The organism is Streptomyces hygroscopicus subsp. hygroscopicus, from assembly GCF_030269125.1.
GTDB lineage: Bacteria > Actinomycetota > Actinomycetes > Streptomycetales > Streptomycetaceae > Streptomyces > Streptomyces hygroscopicus_C.
In genome coordinates this window covers 39,788-63,617 of record NZ_BSSM01000024.1, presented here as the reverse complement: position 1 = coordinate 63,617, position 23,830 = coordinate 39,788, and the positions used below count along the sequence as shown (strand labels likewise).

The 23,830-nt window shown below is 76.4% G+C and carries 5 protein-coding genes; all 5 read right to left on the bottom strand.

Features of this window, described 5'->3' with window-relative positions; translation table 11 throughout:
* Positions 1-354: 354 nt before the first annotated feature.
* Positions 355-1,548, bottom strand: a complete 1,194-nt coding sequence (locus QSK45_RS35200; protein WP_285562997.1) for a serine hydrolase domain-containing protein — start codon at positions 1,546-1,548, stop codon at positions 355-357.
* 20 nt (positions 1,549-1,568) lie between these two features.
* The gene (locus tag QSK45_RS35195; RefSeq protein ID WP_285562996.1) at positions 1,569-4,688 is read right to left on the bottom strand and encodes a non-ribosomal peptide synthetase; all 3,120 of its coding nucleotides are present in this window, start codon (positions 4,686-4,688) and stop codon (positions 1,569-1,571) included.
* The gene (locus QSK45_RS35190) at positions 4,685-10,300 is read right to left on the bottom strand and encodes a type I polyketide synthase (protein WP_285562995.1); all 5,616 of its coding nucleotides are present in this window, start codon (positions 10,298-10,300) and stop codon (positions 4,685-4,687) included. The genes QSK45_RS35195 and QSK45_RS35190 overlap by 4 nt, the downstream gene beginning before the upstream one ends.
* A gap of 110 nt (positions 10,301-10,410) precedes the next feature.
* Positions 10,411-19,143 carry a non-ribosomal peptide synthetase gene (locus QSK45_RS35185; protein WP_285562994.1) on the bottom strand — a complete coding sequence of 2,911 codons (8,733 nt, stop codon included), beginning with the start codon at positions 19,141-19,143 and terminating at the stop codon, positions 10,411-10,413.
* Complete coding sequence (locus QSK45_RS35180; protein ID WP_285562993.1) at positions 19,140-23,606, bottom strand: type I polyketide synthase; 4,467 nt, start codon at positions 23,604-23,606, stop codon at positions 19,140-19,142. Before QSK45_RS35180 ends, QSK45_RS35185 begins: the two co-directional genes overlap by 4 nt.
* Positions 23,607-23,830: the final 224 nt, after the last annotated feature.

Below are 23,830 nucleotides of genomic sequence, written 5' to 3'. Positions count from 1 at the left end.
CCGAGCCGCTCTCCGGCGCCGGCGGACGGAGGAGGCCGTCGCGCTCCCGGGCCCGGCCGTCCCGGCCCGGCGGCACGCCCCCGCCGCGCACCTCGTGAGGGCCGGACGTGTCGAGGAGGCCGTGGCCCTGTTCCGCCGGCCGCGCGGACGTGGGGCGGCGTACGCGTGGGGCGACGTGCGGTGACGCGGGGATTCAACGATCGATTGACCAACCGAAAACGATCGTTGACAGTGCGTGTCCGCCCGTAGCACGATCATGCGGTGGGGCGGCGGCTACGGGGGTACCGCCGCCCCTGCCCGATACCGCGAAGCGCCGTCGCCCCGGCGCGGTGCGGCTCTGCCGCCCGGAGCCGCTCAGTCGCCCGCGATGCCGAGCGCGGAACGGATCGCGCCCGCCAGTCGCGCGTCCAGGCCCGGCACGGTCATGCGGTTCTTGACCAGCGCGAAGGAGAAACGGTGCGCGGGGTCGGCGAAGGCCGTGCTGCCGCCCGACCCGCTGTGGCCGAAGCCGCCCGGCGGCCGCACCGGCTTCGCCCCGCTGTCCCCGATCACGAAGCCGCCGCCCATCGTGCAGGTGGTGCCCATCATCCTGTCCACCCCGCTCACCCATCCCCTCGTCGCCTCCCTCAGGGTCGCCGCCGACAGCAGCCGCACGCCCGCCGACTCACCGCCGCAGGCCAGCACCGCGTACAGCCGGGCGGCCCCGCGCGCGGTCATGATCCCGTTGGCCGGCAGCGCCGTGCGGCGGAAGTCGTCGCGGTTGCCCAGCTCCGCCACCGGCAGCACCCCGCGCGGAACGCACGTGAAGAACGGCGCCCCGGGCGGCATCCGTTCGAGACGGGCCGCCCAGCCGCCGTCGTCACAGGTGGCCACCCGTGGCGCCAGGTGCCCGGGGACGTGGAAGAGCAGTTCGTCCCCGATTCCGAGCGGGTCGGCCAGTTCCTCGCGCAGCAACCGGTCGCAGGTCCGGCCGGTGGCCCGGCGAAGGATCTCGGCCAGCAGCACCCCGTAGGTCCAGGCGTGGTAGCCGAACGCGCTGCCGGGCTCCCACCGCGGCCGCTGCCCGGCGATCCAGTCGGCCATCGCGGGCAGGTCGAGCAACCGCTCCGGCGTCACGTCCGCCGGCAGGTGGGGCAGGCCGGCCGTATGTCCGAGCACCTGCCCCAGGGTGATCCGCTCCTTGCCCGCCCTGGCGAACCGCGGCCAGTACCGCGCCACCGGTGTGTCGTACGCCAGCACTCCCTGGTCCACCAGCACCGCGACCAGGGCGGCCGCCACACCCTTGCCGGTCGACCAGGCCGGCACCAGGGTGTCCGGTCGCATCGGCCTGCCCTCGGCGGCGTCGGCCGTCCCGGCCCAGGCGTCGACCACCGTCTCGCCGTCGTGCCAGGCCGCCACCTGCACCCCCGCCTCCACGCCCGATCCCGTCAGCTCCGCGAGGATCTCCTCGACGCGCCGCTGCGCCGGGTTGTCCGGCGCCGTGCCGGGGCGCACGGCGCCGCTGGCGTCCGCGGGGACCGGGCGAGCGGCTTCGGAGGGTGTCTGCACGATGGGGGTCGCCTTTCCTGTCAGTTCCCGGCTGCCGTGATCCGGGCGATACCGGCCGCGAGTTCGCGCACCGTGGAGTAGTCGAAGAGCAGCTCGACGTCGAAGTCGTCGCCCAGTTCGGACTGGATGCGGGCGGCCATGCGCATGGCGCGCAGCGAGTCACCGCCCAGGTCGAAGAAGTCGTCGTCGGGCCCGACTTCGGGCAGCGCGAGCACCTCCCGGAAGAGGCGGGCGATCAGTTCCTCCAGGTCGTTCGAGGTGCTCGGGTCCGCGGGGGCGGCGGGAGCGGGCTCGTCGGCGGGGACCGTGAGTGCGAGGAGGTCGGTCTTGCCCGCGGGGGTCAGGGGCAACTCGTCCAGTGTGACGAGGACTTCGGGGATCATGTAGGACGGCAGCCGCAGCCGCAGCCGTTCGCGCAGCTCCGCCGGGGTGGCCGGCGCCGCGCGGTCGGCGGGCACGGTCCAGGCGACCAGGCGGTCGTCGCGGGCGTCGACGACGGCGGATGCGATGCCGGGCACGTCGAGCAGCACCTGCTCGATCTCCCCGGGCTCGATGCGGTAGCCGCGGAGCTTGAGCTGGCGGTCGATGCGGCCGAGGACCTCGATCCGGCCGTCCGGCAGCACCCGGGCGTGGTCGCCGGTGCGGAACATCCGGGCGCCGGGGGCGTAGGGGTCGGTGACGAACCTCTCGGCGGTGAGGTCGGGGAGGTTCCAGTAGCCCTCGGCGACGCCGTCGCCGCCGATGCACAGTTCGCCGACGCAGCCGACGGGGACCAGCGCGTCGTCGCGGTCCAGGACGCGCAGGGTGGTGCGGGAGATGGGCCAGCCGACGGTGACCCGGGTGGTCCCGGCGTGGATCTCCTCGACACTGGAGTAGACGGTGGTCTCCGTCGGGCCGTACATGTTCCAGACCGAACGGCCACGCTTGGCGAGGGGTTCGGCCAGGTCCGGCGGGAACGCCTCCCCGCAGCTGTACAGGCGGGGGCTGCCCTCGCCCTGCCAGCCGGAGTCGAGCAGGGCCCGGTAGCGGGAGGGGGTGGCCTGGAGGGCGGTGATGCCGTGCCGCGCGAGGTAGGCGTCCACGTCGCGGCCGCTGAGTCCGAGGGTGCCGCCGCCGATGTGGACGGTCGCCCCGACGGCGAGCGGTACGAGGAGTTCGGCCAGGGAGGTGTCGAAGGTGAGCGTGGTCAGGGCCAGGAACCGGTCCTCCGGGGTGAGGCCCGGGTGGCGCAGGGCCAGGCTGTCCACGAGGTTGGCGAGCGCGCGGTGGCTCACGGCGACGCCCTTGGGGCGGCCGGTGGAGCCGGAGGTGTGGATGACGTAGGCGAGCCGGTCGGGCGCGCAGCCGGGCAGCGTGGCGGCCGCCTCGGGGTCGGCGGGCGTGAGGGGCTCGTCCGAGAGGTCGAGGACGGTGCCCTCCCAGCCGTGGGGGCGCAGGGCCACCGTGGCGTCGGTGAGCAGCAGGGCGGGGGCCGCGTCGGCGAGGACGTAGGCGATCCGGTCGGCGGGGTGCGCGGGGTCGAGGGGGACGAACGCGGCGCCGGCCCGCGCGATCGCCAGCAGGGCGGTGACCAGGTCGGTGCCGCGGCTGAGGCAGACGGCCACCCGGTCGCCGGTGGCCACGCCGTGTGCGGTCAGGCGAAGGGCCAACGCCGTGGCGCGGTCGTCCAGTTGCCGGTAGGTGCGGGTGGCGTCGTCGCCGACGACGGCGGGGTGCTCGGGGCGGGTGCGGACCGCTTCGGCGATCAGGTCCCCGAGCAGGGCGCGCGGCGGGGTGCGGTCGATGTCGGTGCCGTTCCAGCGGTCGAGGAGCAGGGCGCGCGTCTCCTCGGGTACGGCGAGGAGTTCGCGGACCGGCTGGGCCGGGCGGTCGGCGAGGCGTTGCAGTACGGCGGTGAAGTGGCGGAGCACGTCCCGGGCCTCGTCCTCGTCGATCGCGGCCGAGTCCACGATCAGTTGGACGTGCAGCTCACCGGCGGCGCGGACCACGAGGGTGGCGCGGTAGTTGGTGCGGGTCTCGTAGCGGACGTCGGTGGTGCGCAGCGCCCCGTCGGCGAGGACGGCCCGGGAGGCGTCCGGGTAGTTCTCGAACACCACCACCGTGTCGAAGAGTCGGGCCCCGCGCTCGGTCCCCGCCCAGCGCTGGACGTCGGTGAGCGGGGTGTGCTGGTGCTCCAGGACGGGGTGGCGGGAGGAGGCGTAGCGGGCCAGCCACTCCTCGGCGGGCAGGTCGTGCTCGACACGGGCGCGCACGGGCACGGTGTTGATGAACATGCCGATCATGGCGTCGGCGCCCGGCAGCGGGGGGCGTCCCGCGACGGTGACGCCGAAGACCACGTCGTCGCGGCCGCAGTAGCGGGCGACCGTGCCGGCCCAGGCAGCCTCGACCAGGCTGCCGAGGGTGGTGGAACGGGCCGCGGCGAGGGCGCGCAGCCGTCCCGCGGACTCGGCGGACAGGGTGGCGCGGACGGTGCGGAACTCCCCCGACGGCTTCGCGCCCGGCCGCACCCGCGGCAGGGTGAACACGGCCGGCTCGTCGTAGCCGTCCAGGTAGGAGGTCCAGAACGCGCGGTCCCGCGCCGGGTCCTGGCGGCGCAGCCAGGCGATGTGCTCCCGGAAGGCGGGCGGCGGGGGCGGGGCGGCGGCGTCGGGTCGGGCGAGGCGGGCGGTGACGTCCGCCAGCAGCAGGGCGGCCGACCAGCCGTCGAGGATCATGTGGTGGTAGGTCCACACCATCAGGTGCTCGTCGGGGCCCAGCCGCAGGGCGAGCAGCCGCATCAGCGGCGCCCGGGTCAGGTCGAACGGCTCGGCGCGGCGGCGGGCGATCTCCGCGTCCACGGCCCGGTCGCGGGCCGCGCCGTCCAGGGCGGTGAGGTCGCGGACGTCGATACGGACGTCGGCGCTCGGCAGGACGACCTGGCGCGGGGCGCTGATGCGTTCGTGGACGAAGGCGGTGCGCAGCACCGGGTGCCGGGCGACCGCCGAACGCCAGGCCGCCGTCAGCGCGTCGAGGTCCAGGGCGCCGAGGAGACGGAAGGTGGTGGTCTCGACGTAGAGGCCCTGGTCCGGGGAGGTGGTGGTGTGGAAGAGCATCCCCTCCTGGGCGGGCGAGAGGGGGTAGATGGCCTCGATGTCGTTCACTGGGTGTCCTCTCCGGACCGGAACAGGTTCATGACCTGGGCCAGGTCCTCGGTGCTGAGATCCGCGTCCGGGAAGGGATCCGGGTCGGGGGCGGGGTCGGTGGGCGCTTCGGGGGCGGCGGGCGGCTCGCTCGCGGTGCGCGCTTCGGGAGCGGCGGGCGGGGCCGGCTCGTTCGCCGCGAGTCGGGCGGCGAGGGCGCCGGGGGTGGGGTGGGCGAAGATGTCGCCGGGTGAGACGGGCAGGCCGGCACCGCTCATCTCGCCGGCGATCTGCACGATGGTCAGCGAGTCGGCGCCCAGCTCGAACAGGTTGTCGTCCGTGGTCACGGCGGGCAGTCCGAGCATGTGGGCCCAGATCCCCGCGATCCGGGAGGGGATGTCGTCCGGGCCCTGGCTGCCGTCGGGGCGGTGCTGGGGAGCGGGGCGCGTGGGAGCGGCGGGCCGGGGCCGGGTCGCGCGGGGGGTGACCAGGACGTGGGCCAGGTGCGGGTTGTCCAGCACGCGTTCCAGGGCGTGCAGGCCCTCGTGGGTGGGGATGCCCGCTGCGGGGTCCTCGGCGGCGGGTCGCGCCCCCGGGGCGTGCCCTGGCGCGGACGCGGCGGGGCGCAGGACGAAGCCCTCGACGGTCACGGTGGGGTGCCCGTCCGGGTCGGTGAGCGTCACGTCGGCCACGAGGGTGTCGTTCTCGGCGGCGGGGTCGCCCGAGCGCAGGACGATCCGGGCGTACGCCCGCGCACCGATGTCCTGGTGCACCGTCACCTTGCGGTAGGCGACGGGCAGGTGACGACCGGTGGTCTGGGCGACGGCGCCGGTGGCCGCGTCCAGGAGCGCCGGATGCAGGGGGTGGGCCCCGGTGTCGTCGTGGTAGCGCTCGGGCAGGCGCAGGGCGAGCAGGAGGTCCGGTCGGCCCTGCTCCCGGCCGCCGGGTACGGCCCGTTCCACGCACGCCCAGCGGGGTCCCGTCTCCAGGAGTCCCCCGGCCGCGCGCGCCGGCGCCCCGGTGTCCGGGCCGGCGGGTGCGCGGAGGGGGGCGAGGTCGAGGCGCTCGGGGCGCGGGGCGCCGTCGTGCCGGACGCGGCCCTGGGCGTGGGGCCGGGTGGGTGCGGCGGAGGACCGCACCTCCCACTCGTGGCCGCCGTCCGGGTGCGGGCGCAGTCGTACGACGACGTGTTCCGCGGGCATGTACAGGGGTCCGGTGAACACGGCGTCGAGGGCGACGGGTCCGGGGCCCGCGCCCTGCGCGTGCAGGAGGCGGTGGGCGGCCACGGCCAGGTCGAGGAGGGCCGTGCCGGGCAGCACCGGTTCGCCCGACAGACGGTGTTCGTCTGCGGCCCAGGAGGTGTGGGGGCCGTGCCGGAGCAGGAGTTCCTGCCAGCCGTCGGGGGTGTCGCGGCGGGCCGCGAACAGCGGGTGGTCCAGGGGTTCGCCCTCGCCCGCCGTCCAGGTGACCGTCGTACCGCGTACGGCCATTCCGGTCTCGGACCAGCGGTCCCAGCCGATCGAGACGGCCGTGTCGGTGGTGTGGGCGTAGCTGTCGAGGAAGGCGTTGGCCGCGGCGTAGTCCGCCTGGCCGGGGCCCGCGGCGACGGCGATCACCGAGGAGCACAGCACCATGACCGGGCGGTCCGGTTCGGTCAGCCGGTGCAGCAGCACGGTGCCGCGGACCTTCGGTTCCAGGACCCGGGCGATGTCCTCGGCGGCGCGCAGCGCCAGGACGGTGCCGCCCGGGACGCCCGCGGCGTGGACGACACCCGCGATACGGCCGTGACGTGCGCGGACCTCGGCCAGGGCGGCGGTGAGGCCCTGTTCGTCGGCGACGTCGCACTGGACGACGCAGACCGCCGCGCCCCGGTCGGCGAGCCGGGTCAGGGATGCGGCGAGGGCGGGCGGGCACGGCGGCGCGGGGTCGGCTCCGGTCCTGATCACGTGCCAGGCCGGTCCGTCCGGCACGGGGCGGCGGGTCAGCAGGACGAGGGTGCGGTCCGGTGCGGCCAGCCGGTCGGCGACGGCGGCGCCGATGCCGCCGAGACCGCCGGTGATCAGCCAGGTGCCGGTGGGGAGTCGGTCGGCGGGCGGGTGGCCGTCGCCGTGGGGGGCGAGGACGGGGCGGGACGGCTCGGGGACGAGTCGGGAGCGTCCGCGCAGGGCCACGACGGGGGTGGCCGGGCCGGGGTCGGTGCCGCCGAGCGCGGACAGTTCGGTGACGACGGCTTCGGCCGCCCGGGTCAGGCCGGGGCCGGAGCGGGGGAAGTGGTCCAGGTCGAGGACGCGGACCGCGCTGCCGGGCAGCTCCTGGGGCAGGACGCGGGCGGGGCCGGTGGCCGCGGCGGCGGCGGGGGTGCGGGGGCGCCCGCCGCCCACGGCCAGTGCCTCCTCGCTGACCAGGAGCAGCCGCGGCGGCCGGCCGGGGAACCGGTCGCCGAGGGCCCGGCCCAGCGCGGCGGGGACGGTCACGGCCCTCAGCGCGGATCGCGCCATGTCGTCGGGGCTCGCCAGGTCGACGGAGCGGTCGTCCAACGCCCAGCAGGACACGACGGCTTCGGGCGCGGCGCCGGCCGCCGCCAGCGCGGCGGCCAGGGCGGGGAACGACTCCGGGTCGTCCGGGTCGATCCGGTGGCCGTCGTCCTCGGCGGCCAGGCCGGACCCCGGGGCGCCGGCGCTCACCCGGTGGACGCGGGCTCCGGCGCCGGTGAGGCGTGCCGCGATCTCGTCGGCGAGGCCGGATCGGTCGGCGAGGAGGAGGACCGCGCCGGGTACGGGGGCGGGAGCGGGGGGCAGGGTGGGCGACCAGGTGAGGACGTGGAACCAGTCGTCGATCCCGGTGGTGGGGGCCGGCCCGTTCGTGTCCGGTGCGGTGCGGAGGGGGCCGGGCCGCGCCGCGGCGGAGGAGCCGGTGCCGGGCCGCGCGGCCGAGTCGGACCGGACGGGCCCGAAAGCGGCCGTCGGCGTGGCGGCGGGTTCGAACCAGTGGCGGGTTCGGGCGAAGGGATACGTCGGCAGGGGTATCCGGCGGCGGCCGGTCCGCTCCCCCAGCGCCGTCCAGTCGAGGCCGGCGCCGTGTTCCCACAGCCGGGCCACGGTGGCCAGGCGGGTCGGGGGCTCGGCGCCGGCGCGGCCGAGGCCCGGGAGGGCGGTCCGGCCGGCACCGAGGGTGCGGCGCGCGAAGCCGGTGAGGGCGGTGCCGGGGCTGGCCTCCAGCAGGATCACGCCGTCCGGCAGGGCGCGCAGGGCGTCGGCGAAGCGGACCGGTTCCCGCAGTTGCCGGGCCCAGTACCGCGGTGACGTCGCCTCCGCGGCGCCGAGGGGCCGCCCGAGGACGGAGGAGACCAGGGGGATGACGGGCGGCCGCATCGGTGTGGCGGCGACCAGTTCGGCGAAGTCGTCCAGCAGGCCGTCGGCGTGGCGGCTGTGGAAGGCGTGCCGCACGGACAGCGGGCGGGCCGGCACGCCCGCGTCGGCGAGCACGTCCGCGAGGCGGGCGATCGCGGCGGGGTCGCCGGCCGCCACGCAGCGGTCGGGTGCGTTGACCGTGGCGATCTCGGGCGCGGGCGCCTCGTCCTCCTTCCAGTCCGCGAGGACGGCGCGCAGTTCGGTCTCCGGCAGCGGTACGGCGAGCATGGCGCCCTCGGGCATCGTGCCCATCAGCGCGCCGCGCCGGGCGACGAGCCGGGCCGCGTCCGGCAGCGTGAACACCCCCGCGGCACAGGCCGCGACGAGTTCGCCGACGCTGTGCCCGGCCAGCGCGGTCGGCCGCAGGCCGAGCGCGGTCCACCACTCGGTCAGCGCGTGTCCGACCGCGAACAGGGCGGGCTGGGCCGCCTCGGTGCGGTCGAGGCCGCCGACGTGCGCCGGATCCAGCAGGAGTTCGCGCAGCGGGGCGTCGGTCCAGGGCCGCAGAGCGTCCAGGCAGCGGTCGAGGGCGGCGCGGAAGACGGGCTCGTGCGCGTACGGTTCGGCGGCCATACCGGGGCTCCCGGCGCCCTGGCCGGGGTAGAGCAGGGCCACGCCCGGGAAGGTGTCCGCCGCACGCACGGCCGCTCCGGAAGGGCCGGCGCCGAGGGCCTCCGGACGGCCGGGCCCCACCACGACCGCCCGGCGCCACGGATGGGGCTCGCGGCCCGTCTGCACGGTGTGGGCGGTGTCGGCGAGGTCCGGGGCGTCGGGGCCGGCCAGCGCCTCGCGGAACCGTTCGGTGAGGCGGTCCAGGGCCTCGGGGGCGCGGGCGGACAGCGGCAGTACCTGCCAGGCGCTCGCACCGCCGGCGGGTGCGGCGGGGCGGGCGGCGGGCGGCGCGTCCTGGAGCACCACGTGCGCGTTGGTGCCGCCGATGCCGAAGGAGCTGACGCCCGCCACGCGCGTGCCGTCCGCGCCGGGCCACGGCTCGGGGGCGGTGAGGACGCGGAAGCGTCGCGGATCCAGGTCCTCGGACGGCGTCTCGAAGTGCGCGGTGGGCGGCAGCGTGCGGTGGTGGAGGGCGAGCACGGTCTTGATGAGCCCGGCCATGCCCGCGCAGGTGTCCAGGTGGCCGACGTTGGACTTGACCGCGCCGAGGACCCGGCGGTCGTCCGGAGCGTCGGCGAACACCCGGTTGAGCGCGGTGAGTTCGATGCGGTCGCCGAGGGCGGTTCCGGTGCCGTGCGCCTCGATGAGGGAGATGTCGGCGGGTTCCACCCCGGCGACGGCCTGTGCCGCGGTGATGGCCCGGACCTGCCCGTCCAGGCCGGGCGCGGTGAAGCCGACCTTCCGGTCGCCGTCGTTGCTCAGCGCGGAGCCGAGCAGCACGGCCCGTACCGTGTCGCCGTCCCGCACCGCGTCCGCGAGTCGCTTGAGGACGACGACGCCGACCCCGCTGCCGAAGACGGTGCCGGTCGCGTCGGCGTCGAAGGGCCGGCAGCGGCCGTCGGCCGACAGGATGCCGCCCTCGGTGTGCAGATAGCCGAGCCCCTGGGCGACGCCCGCGGACACCGCTCCCGCGAGGGCGATGTCGCACTCCCCGCTGAGCAGCGCCTCCCCGGCGAGGTGGACGGCCACCAGAGCGGAGGAGCAGGCGGTCTGCACGCTGAGGCTCGGGCCGGTCAGGCCGAGCCGGTACGACGTCTGCGTGGCCAGGTAGTCCTTGTCGCCACCGGCCAGCCACTGCACGTCGGCACGGTGGCCGAGCTGCGCGGCGTGCGGCAGCAAATGATGGGTCAGGTACGAGTTGAAGCCGGCCGACGCGTAGACCGCGACGTCGCCCGCCGTGTTCCGGGTGCGCTGCCCGGCGTCCTCCAGCGCGGTCACCGCGCACTGGAGGAACAGCCGCTGCTGGGGGTCCATCAGCGCGGCGTCGGCGGGGGTGATGCCGAAGTACTCGGCGTCGAACTCGTCGATGCCCTCCAGCACTCCCCCGGCGGGCACGAACCGGGGGTCCGCGAGGCGGTCGGCGGGCACGCCGAGGGCGGCCAGCTCGTCGCGGTCGCGGAAGGTGATGCTGTCGCGGCCGGCCAGCAGACCGGTCCAGAAGGCCGTGGCGTCGGGCGCGCCGGGGAACCGGCAGGCGAGTCCGGTCACGGCGATCGCGTCCGGCAGGTCCGCCGAGGCGTCGGGACCGTACCCGGTGTCCTGACTGGTCATCGAAGTCTTTCTCCTATCGGGGCGGTACGGGCCGCGTGCCCTGGCGGTGCGGGCCGCGGTCGAGGGCCGCGCGGGCGGGCGGCGGTGCCGTCCCGCCCGCGCGGTGGGCCTCAGTCGGCGGACGGGGCTTCGGGTCCGCCCGAGCGGCGTACGGCGCGCCGCCGCTCGTGGTGCCTGCGCCGGCCGGCGGCCGGTTCCGCGTCCTGGGCCTGGGGGGCCGCGGCCGGGGTGACCGGAGCGGCCGGGGTGACCGGAGCGGCCGGGGCGGCCGGGGCGGGGGCGGTGCTCTCGAGCAGCTCGGCGAGGAGCCGTACCGTCGGGCGGTCGAACATGTCCACGACGGACAGTTCGACTCCGAACTCCTCGGTGACGCGCCGCTGGACCCGTACGAGGTGGAGTGAGGTGGCGCCCGCGTCGAAGAAGTTCGTGTCGATGGCGAGTTCCTGGCCCTCCATCACCTCCTGCCACAGGGTGGTGAGCCGCTCCACCGCGGAGCCGGACGGGACCGTCGGCGCGGGCGCGGGCGCGGCGACGGGCGTGGGAGCCACGGCCGTTGCCGACGCCGATGCCGTCGCCGTCGCCGTCGCCGGCGCCGTCGCCGGCGCGGCCGGGACCGGGTCGCCCAGCCGGGCCAGCGCCTTGCGGTCCACCTTGCCGTTGGCCGACAGGGGCAGCGCGTCGGCGATCCGGATGTGCCGGGGGACCATGTAGGCGGGGAGCTGCCGGGCCAGTGAGGCACGGAGCGTCTCCTCCCACGGCGTCGCGCCGGCGGCGGTGACCGCGCCCGCGAGGGGGCCGCCCAGGAGGGTGTGCAGGACCGTCTGGTCGTCCTCCAGGCGCAGCACCTCGTGCAGCGGCTCGGCGTACACGTCCCCGATCGGGCACAGGCCGATCCGGCAGTCACCGGCGCGCTGCCGCAGCAGCTGCGCCATGGCGCCGGCCTCCAGCAGTCCGAACCTGCCCGCCAGGCCGCCGTAGACCGGGGTCACGGCGGCATTGCGGGCCACGAGGTAGACGGCGAAGCCCGCCGCGCCCGCCAGGGCCCGGTTGGACTCGTCGAACAGCAGCGGTTCCAGGGCGCGTCCGGCGCCGTCGGGGCCGTCCATCGCGACCAGGGCGGGGCCCGCCGGGTCGAGGTAGTACGCGCCGGCGGGGACGCCGTCGACGCCGCCCGGCGCGACCGCGACGTACGTCTGCACGGGGTACAGGCCCCCGGCCGAGCCGTAGGCGTACCGGGGCACTCCGTCGGCGTCCTGGCGGGCGAGCACGGTGAGCAGCGCGTACAGGTCGGCGGCGCAGACCGTGCCCGTGCCGAAGCCGGTCGCCGCGCTCCACGCGGCGGAGGTGGCGCGCAGCTGTCCGCTGTCGGCGGGCAGGGCGATGGGGACGATCTCCCGCCCGGCGAGGTCCTCGCGGCGGCCCGGCTGACGGAGCCGGGTCTCCAGCCGGCGCACGCGGGTGGCGTCGAGGGTGGCGGGGGCCGCGGCGCCCGTGGTCCGCGGCTCCTGAGCCCCGGGAACAGCGGTCGGCCGCGGTACGTCCCGCACCACGTACGCCGCCAGCTGCGCCGTCATGCCCGTCCCCTCGACCAGCGCGGCCGCCGCGCGGACCCCCTCGGCCCGCAGCAACGCCGACTCGATCTCGCCCAGTTCGATGCGCATGCCGCGCACCTTGACCTGGGAGTCGGCGCGGCCGAGAAACTCCAGGTCGCCGTCGGGCAGCAGGCGCGCCAGGTCGCCGGTGCGGTAGAGGCGTTCGCCGGTGACGGGGTGGACGGGGAAGGCGCGGCCGGTGAGGTCCGGCGCGTTGCGGTAGCCGACGGCGAGGCCCGCTCCCGCGATGAACAGGGCGCCGGGCACGCCGGTGGGGCGCAGCCGGAGGGCGTCGTCGAGGACGTACATGCGCTGGTTGCGCATGGGGCGGCCGTACGGGATGCTCGGGCGCTCCGCGTCGACGGTGCCGATCGGGTGCAGCACCGACCAGATCGACGCCTCGGTGGCGCCGCCGAGGCTGATCACCTCGGCCTTCGGGGCGACCGCGCGGATGCGGTCGGGCAGGCTGACGGGGATCCAGTCGCCGCTGAGCATGACCAGGCGCAGGCCGCTCACGTCCACGGCCGGGTTGCCGGCGGCGTGCACGAGGAGCATCTCCATCAGGGCCGGTACGGAGTTCCACACGGTGACCCCGTGGTCGGCGAGGAGCCGGGCCCAGCGGACCGGGTCGCGCTCCTCTCCCCGGCCGGGCAGGACGAGCGCGGCACCGGCGGCGAGGGTGCCGAAGATGTCGTACACGGACAGGTCGAAGCCGAGGGAGGAGAGGGCGAACACCCGGTCCTCGGCGTGGACCTCGAAGCGCTCGTTGATGTCGGTGACGGTGTTCAGGGCGCCCCGGTGGTCGGTCATCACGCCCTTGGGGTCGCCGGTGGAGCCGGAGGTGTAGATGACGTACGCCAGGTCGCCGGGGGCGGTGGCGGGGCGCGGGTCGTGGTCGGCGCCGAGGGCGGTGCCGCGGTCGACGGCCTCGGTGAACCGCAGGACGGTGACGCCCCCGGGTACCGCCCCCTCGACGGTCGTCTCCTCGGGCGCGAGCAGGGCGACCGCCCCGGCGTGTTCGAGGGAGCGCGCCACCCGGGCGGGCGGCAGGCCGCTGTCGAGGGGCAGGTAGGCGGCGCCGGCGCGCAGGACGCCGAGGGCGGAGGCGACCTGTTCCCAGCCGCGGTGCGCGAGGACGCCGACGAGGTCGCCGTCCTCGACGCCGGAGGCGCGCAGGGTGCGGGCGACGGCCAGGGAGACCCGGTCCAGTTCGCCGTAGGTGACGGTGCCGGTCGCGGAGACGACGGCGGTGCTGTCCGGGGTGCGCCGGGCGCGCTCCAGGAACGGCTCGTGCAGCAGTCCGGCCGGGAGCGGTCCGTCGGTGGCGTTGAGGACGGTGTAGCGGGCGGCCTGCCGCGGCGGCAGGATCTCGCGGTGCGGGTCGGACCAGGCGAGGGGTTCCCGGGCCAGGGCGGTGAGCAGCGCCGTGTACGCGTCGAACATGTCGTCCAGCGTGCCGGGCGCGAAGAGCGCCTCCACGGCGTCCCAGGTGAGCCGGAGCCGGCCGCCGTCCTCGGCGATCTGGTGGTCGAGCCAGACCTGCGGCGTCTGGGTGATGGTGTACGCGACCCGCGCGCCCAGCCCGGCCGGGGGCGTCGCACCGGCGTCGGCGGCGCCGAGTTCGCTCGTGAAGACGACCGGCATGACGGCCTCGGCGACACCGCGGCGGCGGGCGAGTTCACCGGCGACCCACACGCCGCTGACGAGCTGGTGGTCGAGGTCGTTCCAGAGCCGGTCCTGGATGCGGCGGGCCCGCGCCTCGAACGCGTCTTCGGTGGCGCCGTCGATCTCCAGCATGGTCAGCGCGGTGAAGTCGCCGACGAGCGACGGGAGTTCGGGGTGGTCGCCGACGCGGTTGAAGAGGGTGAGGTTGAGGGTGAAGCGGTCGGTGCCGGACCAGGCGCCGAGGACGGTGGCGTAGGCGGCCAGGGCGAGCGCGGACGGGGTGATGCGGGCCGCGGCGGCCCGTTCCTTCAGCCGGGCCCACAGGCCGGCGTCGAGGTGGGCCTCGCGGCGCCGGAAGCGGGTCTCGGTGAGCTGCTCGGGGCGCTGGGCCAGGGGCAGCGGCGGGGCGGGCGGCAGGGTGTCGAGGCGGTCGCGCCAGTAGGCGAGGTCGCGTGCGCGTTCCGGTCCCTCGCGGCGGGCGCGCTCGGCGACGACGTAGTCCCGGAACGACAGCTCCATGGGCTCCGGGTCGAGTTCGCCCCGGTAGACGGCGAGGAGTTCGCGCAGCAGGATCTGGACGCTGCCCCCGTCGGCTATCAGGGTGTCGATGCCGAGGTGGAGGCGGACGGCGCTGCCGGTGGTGCGGCTGGCGCGGATGTCGAACAGGGGCCAGGTGTCGGAGGGCAGTACCTGGTGCGACATGGCCTGCCGGGTCGCCTCCAGGCGCCGCTCCCGGTCGGCCGCGTCCAGGGCGCGCAGGTCCTCGGCGCCGATCCGGTAGTCGGGTACGTCGGCGAGGACGCGCTGTTCGCCGTCCTCGTCCACGACGATGCGCAGCGCGTCGTGGCGCCGCACGAGCGACTGCCAGGAGGTCTCCAGGCGCGTCAGGTCGACGTCGTCGAGGTCGAGTTCGACGTACAGGTGGCAGGAGACGTCGCCGCCGACGGCGCCGCTGCGCCCGATCCAGTAGGCCCGCTGCACCTCGGTGAGCGGGAACGGGTCGTGGCGGTGCTCGGGGTCCGGGTGGAGCCCGGCCGGGGCCGCGGTGTCCCGCTGTCCTGCGGCGGCCCCGGTGTCGGTGCCGGTGTCGTCCACGGCGCGGGCGAGGGCCGCGACGGTGGGGGCCTCGAAGAGGGTGCGCAGCGGCAGCCGTACCCCGAGGGCGCGTCGGATGCCGGCGACGACCTGGGTGGCGAGCAGCGAGTGCCCGCCCAGTTCGAAGAAGTCGTCGTGTACGCCGACGCGTTCGGCGCCCAGCGCCTCGCGCCACACCCGCGCGATCGTCTCCTCGGTGGGCGTGGTAGGTGCCGTGAACGCCGTGCCGTTCTCGCGGCCGAGCGGGCCGGGCGCGGGCAGCGCGCCGCGGTCGATCTTGCCGTTGCCGGTCAGCGGCAGCGCGTCGAGCAGCACGTAGTGCGAGGGCACGAGGAACCCGGGCAGGCGGCGGGCCAGTTCGGCGCGCAACTCGGCCGGGGCGGGGGGCCGTCCGGGGTCGGCGGGTACGACGTGGGCGGCGAGCGCGGCCCGGGAGGTGCCCGGCGCGTGGGCGGTGACGACGCACTGGCGCACGGACGGCAGGGCGGTGAGCGCGGCCTCGACCTCGCCGGCCTCGACGCGGAAGCCGCGGATCTTGAGCTGGTTGTCGTTGCGGGAGAGGTACTGGAGCCGGCCGTCGGGGCGGACGCGCACGATGTCGCCGGTGCGGTAGAGGAGTTCGCCTTCGCCGGTGGTGACGTAGCGTTCGGCGGTGAGTTCGGGGCGGCCGAGGTATCCGGCGGTCACCCCGGCGCCGCCGATGTGCAGTTCGCCGGGGACGCCGAGGGGGACGCGGCGCCCGTGCGGGTCCAGGACGCGGACCGTGGTGCCGGCGATGGGCCGCCCGATGGTGACGGTGCCTTCCGCCGGGTCGACGGTGTCGGTCGTGGACCACACCGTGGTCTCGGTCGGCCCGTACATGTTGCGCAGTGTGCCGCGCAGGTGTCCGGCGAGGGCGCGGACGAGGTCGGCGTCGAGGGGCTCGCCGCCGAGGAGGAGTTCGCGCAGGGTGCCGAGGGCGGCGGTGTCCTCCTCGTCGAGGAGGGCGCGGGCCTGGGAGGGGGTGCACTGGAGGTGGGTGACGCCGTGCGCGCGGACCAGGGCCGTGAGGTCCGCACCGACCGCCGCGGGTCCGGCCCCCGCCGGGGTTCCGGTGCCCGGCGCCGCGGACGCGGCGGCGCGGGACCTCAGCTCCGCCAGTGCGGGCCAGGCCGCCGCGGCGGCGTCCGCGTCGACGCCGAAGTCGACCAGGCAGGCGATCTCGTCCACGCCCGCCTCGGTCAGCCGCCGCACGAGCGGCAGCCGGTCCTCGACCGTGCCGATGAGGGAGCTGTCGGCGAGGTAGCGGGCGCAGGCGTGGTCGAGCAGGGCCTCCTGGTCGTCGTCCGTGAAGTCGTCCGCGGTGATGTCGACGCCGAGGGCGCGGGCCATGTTCTCGATCAGGCCGACGGAGGACCGCAGATACTCGCGGAACGGCTCCCAGGCGTGCGCCCGGACGTCGTCGGCGTCGGCGCCCACGAAGGTGTGCAGCATGAGGGTGACGTGCGGTTCGCCCGCGTGGCCCGCGCTCCGCCAGGCGTCCCGGTAGACCGCGATGCGCTCGGCGAGGTCCTCGACGCTCTGCCCGAGCAGGTGCGTCAGCAGCCGGGCGCCCGTCTCGCCGGCCCTGCGGCAGGTCTCGGGGCTGCCCGACGAGGTGAGCCAGACGGGCAGTTCGCCCTGGACGGGCCGGGGCAGGACGCCGACCTCGACGGTGCGTCCGGCGGGTCCCTCGAAGGGCACGCGCTCGCCGCGCCACAGCCGGCGGACCGTGTCCAGGCCCTCGACGGTGCGGCGTTGGCGGTCGTCGTAGGCGTCCTTGGCGAGGACGAAGTCGTCCATGTGCCAGCCGGACGCGAAGGACAGGCCCACCCGGCCGCCGGACAGGTTGTCGACCACGGCCCACTCCTCGGCCACCCGGACCGGGTGGTGCAGGGGCATGACGACGCTGCCGGCGCGGATGCCGATCCGGCGGGTCGCGGTGGCCAACGCCGCGGCCAGGACGGAGGGCGCGGGGAACGGGCCGCCGAACGCGTGGAAGTGCCGCTCCGGCAGCCATACGGCGCTGAGCCCGTGCTCGTCGGCGAAGCGCGCGCCGTCCATGAGGAGCCGGTACTGGTCGGGTCCGGGGAGGGTGTGGCCGGTGTCGCTGGCGAAGTAGAACAGGCTGAACTCGGGGGCGGACCCCGCGGCGGCCGGGGTGGCCTTCGCGGGGACCGGGGCGGTCTCCGTCGTGACCGGTGCGGCGGTGTCCTTGTCGGGGCCGATCACCACGCGGTGTCCCCGGCTGACGGTCCACAGCAGTTCGAGGACGGAGATGTCGAAGGAGACGCTGGTCACCGCGAGCCAGGTCACCGGCTCGCCGCCGGTCCCCACGACCTTGTCCATCGCGGCGAGGAACGCCGTGAGGTTGCGGTGGAGGACCACGACGCCCTTGGGCCTGCCCGTGGAGCCGGAGGTGTGGATGACGTACGCGGGGGCCTCGGGATCGGCTGCCGCGTGCGCGGGCTCGGTCCCGGCGGCGTGCGGCGTCCCCGCCTCGTGGTCGAGGTCCACCAGCGCGGTCCCGTCGGGGACGATGCCCGAGGCGAACGCCTCCCGGGTCGGGGTGTGCACCAGTACGGCGGACGGGGTGGCGTCGCCGCACACGTACCCGAGTCGCTGCGCCGGGTAGTCGGGGTCGAGCGGCACATAGGCGGCGCCGCTCATGAGCACGGCCAGCAGCGCGGCGGGCAGATCGGCACCGCGCCGCAGCCCGATGCCGACGCGGTCGCCGGGGCGGACGCCGGCGGTGCGCAGATGGGCGGCGATGCGCCGGGCGCGCTCGTGCAGGGCGCGGAAGGTGAGGGTGGTGCCGCCGGAGACGACCGCCTCGGCGTCGGGGTGGCTGCGCACGGCCTCGGCGAACGAGGCGAGCACGTCCGGCGTGCCGTCCGCTACGCGCCCGCCGTCCCCGGCCGCGTCGAGGACGGCCTGCTCGGCGGGGGTCAGGGCGAGGAGTTCGGACAGGCGCAGCCCCGGGTCGGCGGTGGCACGCCGCAGCACGCGTTCGAGCGCCCCGGTCAGGGTCTGCGCGGTGGTCGCGTCGAACAGGTCGCGGCTGAACTCGCAGATGCCCTCGGTGACGTCACCGCTGCGGGCCAGTTCGAGGCTGAGGTCGGTGCGGCACAGGCCGTTGTCGAGGTCCACCGGCTCGACGCGGACGCCGGGCAGGGACAGCTCGCGCTCCGGCACGTTCCGGTAGCCGAACTGCACCTGGTACAGCGGGGCGTGGCCGAGGGCCCGGTCGGGGCTCAGCTCCCGCACGAGCCGTTCGAAGGGCACCTCGGCGTGGGCGAACGCGCCGAGGGACGTCTCGCGCACCTGGGCGAGCAGCTCCTCGAAGGTGGGGTCGCCGGACAGGTCGGCGCGCAGCACCAGGCTGTTGACGAACATCCCGGCGAGGCCGGCGAGTTCGGGCCGGTCGCGGCCTGCGGTGGGTACGCCGACGACGACGTCCTCCTGCCCGGAGTGCCGCATCAGGACGGCCTGCCAGGCGGCGAGGGTCACCATGAACGGGGTGGCGCGGGCCTGCCGCGCGGCGCTCTCCACGGCCTCGGTGAGCCGCGCGTCCAGGGTGAAGCGGGTGCGGCCGCCCCGATGGCTGGGCACGGCGGGACGCGGCCGGTCGGTGACCAGGTCGAGCAGCGGCGGTGTGCCGGCGAGGCGCTCCCGCCAGTAGGAGAGGTGGTCGGCGAGGTGCTCGTCGGTGAGTTCGCGGCGCTGCCAGGCGGCCCAGTCCCCGTACCGCAGGGGCGGCGGGGCGGGCTCGGCGCCGTCCCCTTCCAGCTGGTCGCGGTACCCGGAACACAGCTCGTCCACCAGGACGGCACGGGACCAGGCGTCGCCGACCATGTGGTGGTTGACGACGAGCAGCAGGGCACGGTCGGGCGCCGAGCGGATCAGGACCGCGCGGAACAGGGGGCCCCGGGCGAGGTCGAAGGGCCGGGCGGCCTCCCGCTCGGCGATCGAACGCTCGGCGATCGAACACCGGGCCGCGGACGCGTCGGCGGCCTCGCCGTCGTCGGTCTCACCGTCGTCGGTCCCGCTGCCGTCGGTCCCGCTGCCGTCGACCTCGACGACATCGAGGACGGACCGTCCCGGCGGCAGCACCCGCTGCACCGGCACTCCGTCGGCCACCTCGACCACGGTCCGCAGCGCGTCATGGCGGTCGGCGAGCCGGGTCAGGGCGGCGTCGAGCGCCGATAGGTCGAGCGCGCCGGTGAGCCGCAGCGCCACGTACTCGTTGTGGACCCCGAGGCCGGGGGCCAACTGCTCCAGGAACCAGAGCCGTTCCTGTCCGAAGGACAGCGGCACGGGTCCCTCGGCCGGGGTGATCGCGGACTTGCGGTCGGCGTCGGGGGGCGCGGTGGCGTTCGCGACGGCGCGGCCGCGGGTGCGTGCCTCGAAGGCGGCCCGCTGTTCGGGGGTGAGCCGGGCGAGTCGGTGCTCCCGGCCGGTCGGCTTCGTCACTGGTTCTCCAGTTCGGCGAGGATGCTGTCCTCGATCAGCTCGGCGAGTTCGGCCACCCGGCCGCCCTCGAAGAACGCGCGGGCGGGCACCTCGACGTCGAACTCGGCCCGCAGACGCGCCACGACCTGCGCGGCGAGCAGGGAGTGGCCGCCGAGATCGAGGAAGTCGTCGTCCACACCGACCCGGTCCAGGCCGAGCATCTCGGCGTAGATCGCGGCGAGGCGCTCCTCGGTGGGGGTGCGCGGGGCGACGTACGGGGTGGTGAGGTCGGGGCGGGGCAGCGCGACGGCGGCCGGGCGTGCGACGGCCGGCTCGTCGGTGAGGCGCAGGGCGCCCTCCGTGACGACCGCCGAGGCGCGGGCCACCACATGGCGGCCGGCGGGCCCGTCGAGGAGCGCCGCGAAGGCGCGGGCGCCCTGGTCCGGGGTGAGTGCCCCGGCGAGCATCCGTTCCTGCAACGCCTTCAGGTCCGCGGGGACTTCGGCGTCCGCGGCCATGCCGACCTCGCGCCACATGTCCCAGTCGACGGCGAGGACACGGCGGTCGCCGTGCCGCGCCTCCGCCTCCGCGGCGGCGGCCAGGTAGGCGTTGGCGGCGGCGTAGTCGGACTGTCCGTAGGTGGGGACCAGGGTGGCGAGCGAGGAGCAGACCAGCAGCACGCGGGCCTCGTCGGGGCGGAGCGCGGCGAGCAGGTTGCGCATGCCGGTGATCTTGGGGGCGAACACGGCTCGGGCCTCGGCGTCCTCCCGCAGCGCCACGGAGCCGCCGCCGGGAACCCCCGCGGCGTGCACGACGCCGTCGATCCGGCCGAAGCGGGCACGCACCTCGTCCAGCGCCGCGCCCAGGGAGTCGGCGTCGGTGACGTCGGCGCGCAGGGCGATGACCTCGGTGCCCGCGTCGCGCAACTCCCGCGTGAGACCGGCCTCGGCGGCGCTGCGGCCCAGCAGGGCGAGGCGGGCGCCCCGGGTGCGGGCCAGTTCGGCGGCGAGGGTCCGGCCGATGCCGCCGAGACCGCCCGTGACGACCCAGGTCTCGCCGTCGGCGGGGCGGTCGGGGACGGTCGGGACGGTGCGCTGCGTGAGGGCGCGGGTGAGCAGGGTGCCGTCCCGCAGGGCGAGGAGCCGGGCGGGCGTGGTCAGGACCGCGCCGAGGACGGTCTCGGCCGTGGCGGTGTCGAGCGCGGCGCCGGGCGCCAGGTCGATCTGGGCGCAGCGCAGGTTGCCGTACTCCTCGGGGAGCACCTGCACCGGACCGCTGAGCATCGCGGCGGCCGGGTCGGGGCGTTCGCCGTCGCCGGTGCGGAAGGCGCCGGTGGTGACGACGCCGACGCGGACCTCGTTGACGACGCTCTCCTCGGCCATCGCGCGGGCCAGCCGGACGAGCCCGAAGTAGCAGGCCGTCTCGTCCGGTTCGCCGATCTGCGCGGCGTCCAGGCCCCAGGCGTAGAGGACGGCGGTGGGGGTGCGGACCAGGGCGCGCAGGTCGGCCACGAGCTTGGCGTACTGCGCGGGGTCGCGGGGGTCGAGTTCGTACACGCCCCGGCGCACGCGCCGGTACTCGGTGCCGGGCCGGACCACCGTCACGATCTGGCCGCGCGCGGTGAGCAGGTCCACGGCGGGCTGGGCGGCGCCCGCGCGGTCCATGAGGACGAGCCAGGTCTGCCGGCGGCCGCGCAGCGGCTCCCCGCCGTCCGGGGCGGTGTCCAGGGGGCGCCAGACGATACCCGCGAGCACGGCGTCGGCCGACTCCCGCGCCACCGGCTCCTCGACGGGAGCGGTGCCGGGATCTATCCAGTGGTCGAGGTGCTCGAACGGGTAGCCGGGCAGCCCGGTCACCCGGGCCTCCCCGCCGACCGGTTCCCAGGCCACGGCGGCGCCCCGCGTCCACAGTCCGCCCAGGGACAGGACGGCGCTCGCGGGCTCGTCCTCGGGGCCGCGCCGGCCGCGGGCGGGCAGCGGTGCGGGGGCCGTGTGCGGCGCGTCGCCGCCGGGGCGCACCGCGCGCACCAGGTCGGTGAGGACGCTGCCGGGACCGTTCTCGACCAGCACCAGGCCGTCGTCCAGGGCGGTGAGGGTGGCGAGACCGCGGTCGAAGCGGACCGGCTCGCGCATCTGCCGGGCCCAGTAACCGGGGTCGGTGGCCTCGGCGTCGGTGATCCAGTCGCCGGTCACTCCGGACACGAACGGGACGCGGGGAGCGCTGCGGGCGGTCTGTGCCACCGCCTCGGCGAACCGGTCCGCCGCCTCGTCGCACAGCCGACTGTGGAAGGCGCGGTCGACGGGCAGCCGGAGGGTGCGCAGGCCGCGCTCGCCGAGGGCGCGGGCGGCGCGTTCGACGGCGTCGAGGGGGCCGGCCAGCACGGCCGCCTCCGGCCCGTTGACCGCGGCCAGGTCGAGGCCGTGGGCGGCGGCCTCCGCGGCCGCGGCGTCCTCGGCGAGCGGCACGGCGAGCATCGCCCCGGGCCCGGTGTCCGCCATGAGACGGCCGCGTTCGGCGGCCAGCCGCAGGGCGTCCGGCAGCGCGAAGACGCCGGACAGGGCGGCGGCGGTGAACTCGCCGAGGCTGTGCCCGAGCAGCGCGGCCGGCCGGACGCCCCAGTGCGCCCACAGCCGGGCGAGGGCGTGTCCGACGGCGACGACGGCGGGCTGGAGCAGGTCGGTGCGGCGCAGCTCCTCCTCGCCGTCGCGCAGCAGCTCGATCAGGTCCCGGCCGAGGACGGGCCGCAGGTGGTCCGCGCACTCGTCCAGCGCGGCGCGGAAGACGGGATGGGTGTCGTACAACCCGACGGCCATGGACGGCAGTTGGCTGCCCTGTCCGGGGAGCAGGAACGCGACCGGCGCGTCCACCCGCCCGGTGCGGGCCGCCACCGTGTCGCGCCGCCCGCCCGCGCGCAGGGCGGCCACGGCCTCCGCCGAGTCGTGGGCGAGGACGACTCGCCGGTGGTCCAGTTCCCGGCGACCGGTGCGCAGGGTGCGGGCGACGTCCGCGAGCGGGACCTCGGGGTGTGCCTCCAGGTGCGCGGCGAGCCGTTCGGCGAGGGTGTCCAGGGCGGTGGCGGTACGGGCCGACAGCGGCAGGGCGACCGGCACGGCGGGCCTGCCCGGCGCGGGGCGGCCGGCGGGAACCGGCGCCTCCTCCAGGATGACGTGCGCGTTCGTGCCGCCGATGCCGAAGGCGCTGACGGCGGCCCGGCGGGGCGCCTCGCCCGCGGGCCACTCGGCGGACCGGCCGGGCGCGTGGAACGGCGTCCCGGACAGCGCCTCGCCCGGCGTCCCGGCGTCGCCGTGCAGGGTCGCGGGGATCCTGCCGTGGCGCAGCGCCTGCACGGCCGCGATGAACCCGGTGACACCGGCGGCCGCGTCGAGGTGGCCGATGGTGGACTTCACCGAACCGAGGGCGCACCAGGCCACGTCGTCGCCCGCCGTGCCGGCGGCCCGGTAGGCGCGGGTGAGGGCCTCGATCTCGATCGGGTCGCCGAGCGCGGTGCCGGTGCCGTGGCCCTGGACATAGCCGATCGTGCGCGGCGGGACGTCGGCGACGGACAGCGCCTCGCTGATCACCGCCGTCTGCCCGGCGACCCCCGGCGCGGTGTAACCGGCCTTCGCCGAGCCGTCGTTGGTGACGGCGGAGCCGAGCACGACGGCGTGCACCCGGTCGCCGTCCGCGAGCGCGTCGGCCAGCCGCTTGAGGACGACGACGCCGGCGCCGTTGCCGAAGACCGTGCCGTTCGCGTCCGCGCTGTAGGGACGGCAGCGGCCGGTCGGCGACTCGATGCCGCCCTCGACGGGCAGGTACCCGGAGCGCTGCGGCACGGTGACGGTGACACCGCCCGCGAGGGCCACGTCGCACTCCTGCCCGAGCAGGCTCTGGACGGCCAGGTGCACGGCGACGAGCGAGGTGGAACAGGCCGTCTGCACGGTGATGGCCGGACCGCGCAGGTTCAGCTTGTAGGCGGCGCGGGTGGCGAGTTGGTCGGGCTGGTTGCTCTGGAACAGCAGCGGCACGCCGAGGGAGGCGCGCAGGTCGGCGCGCGGCAGCAGGTTGTGGATGAGATAGGTGCTCAGCAGCGAGCCCGCGTACACGGCGATCGGTCCGCCCGCGCGGTCGGGGTCGCAGCCGGCGTCCTCCAGGGCCGCCCAGGCGCACTCCAGGAAGATGCGCTGCTGGGGGTCGATGACCGAGGCCTCCAGCGCGCCGTATCCGAAGAGCCGGGAGTCGAAGCCCGCGATGTCGTCGAGGGCACCCTTGGCCGGCACGTAACCCGGCGCGGCCGCCTCGCTCGCCGGCACGCCGGAGTCCCGCAGCTCCCCCGGGGTGAACCGGGAGACGGCGTCCGCCCCGGAATCCAGCAGGCGCCACAGCTCGTCGGGCGTGTCGGCACCGGGGAAGCGGCCCGCCATGCCGACGACGGCGATACGGCCCTCGACGTCGTCCGGGTCGGGCTGGACTGGCTCTGCGTTCACGTTGGTCTCCGTTGGTGGCTCGGCGCGGACACCGCGCGGCGGCGGGCGAGGAGGGCGGGGGTGGGGCCGGGGCGGGTCGGACGGTCGTCGGGGAACCGGTACGGCCCCTGCGGCGGCGGTCGGACCGCCGTCAGGTGGCCGGTGCCGTACGGCCGTGTGCCGCACGCGGCCCGGCCCGGCACGACGGCGACCGGCCCCGTGCGACGACCGCTCGCGCGGGCCGG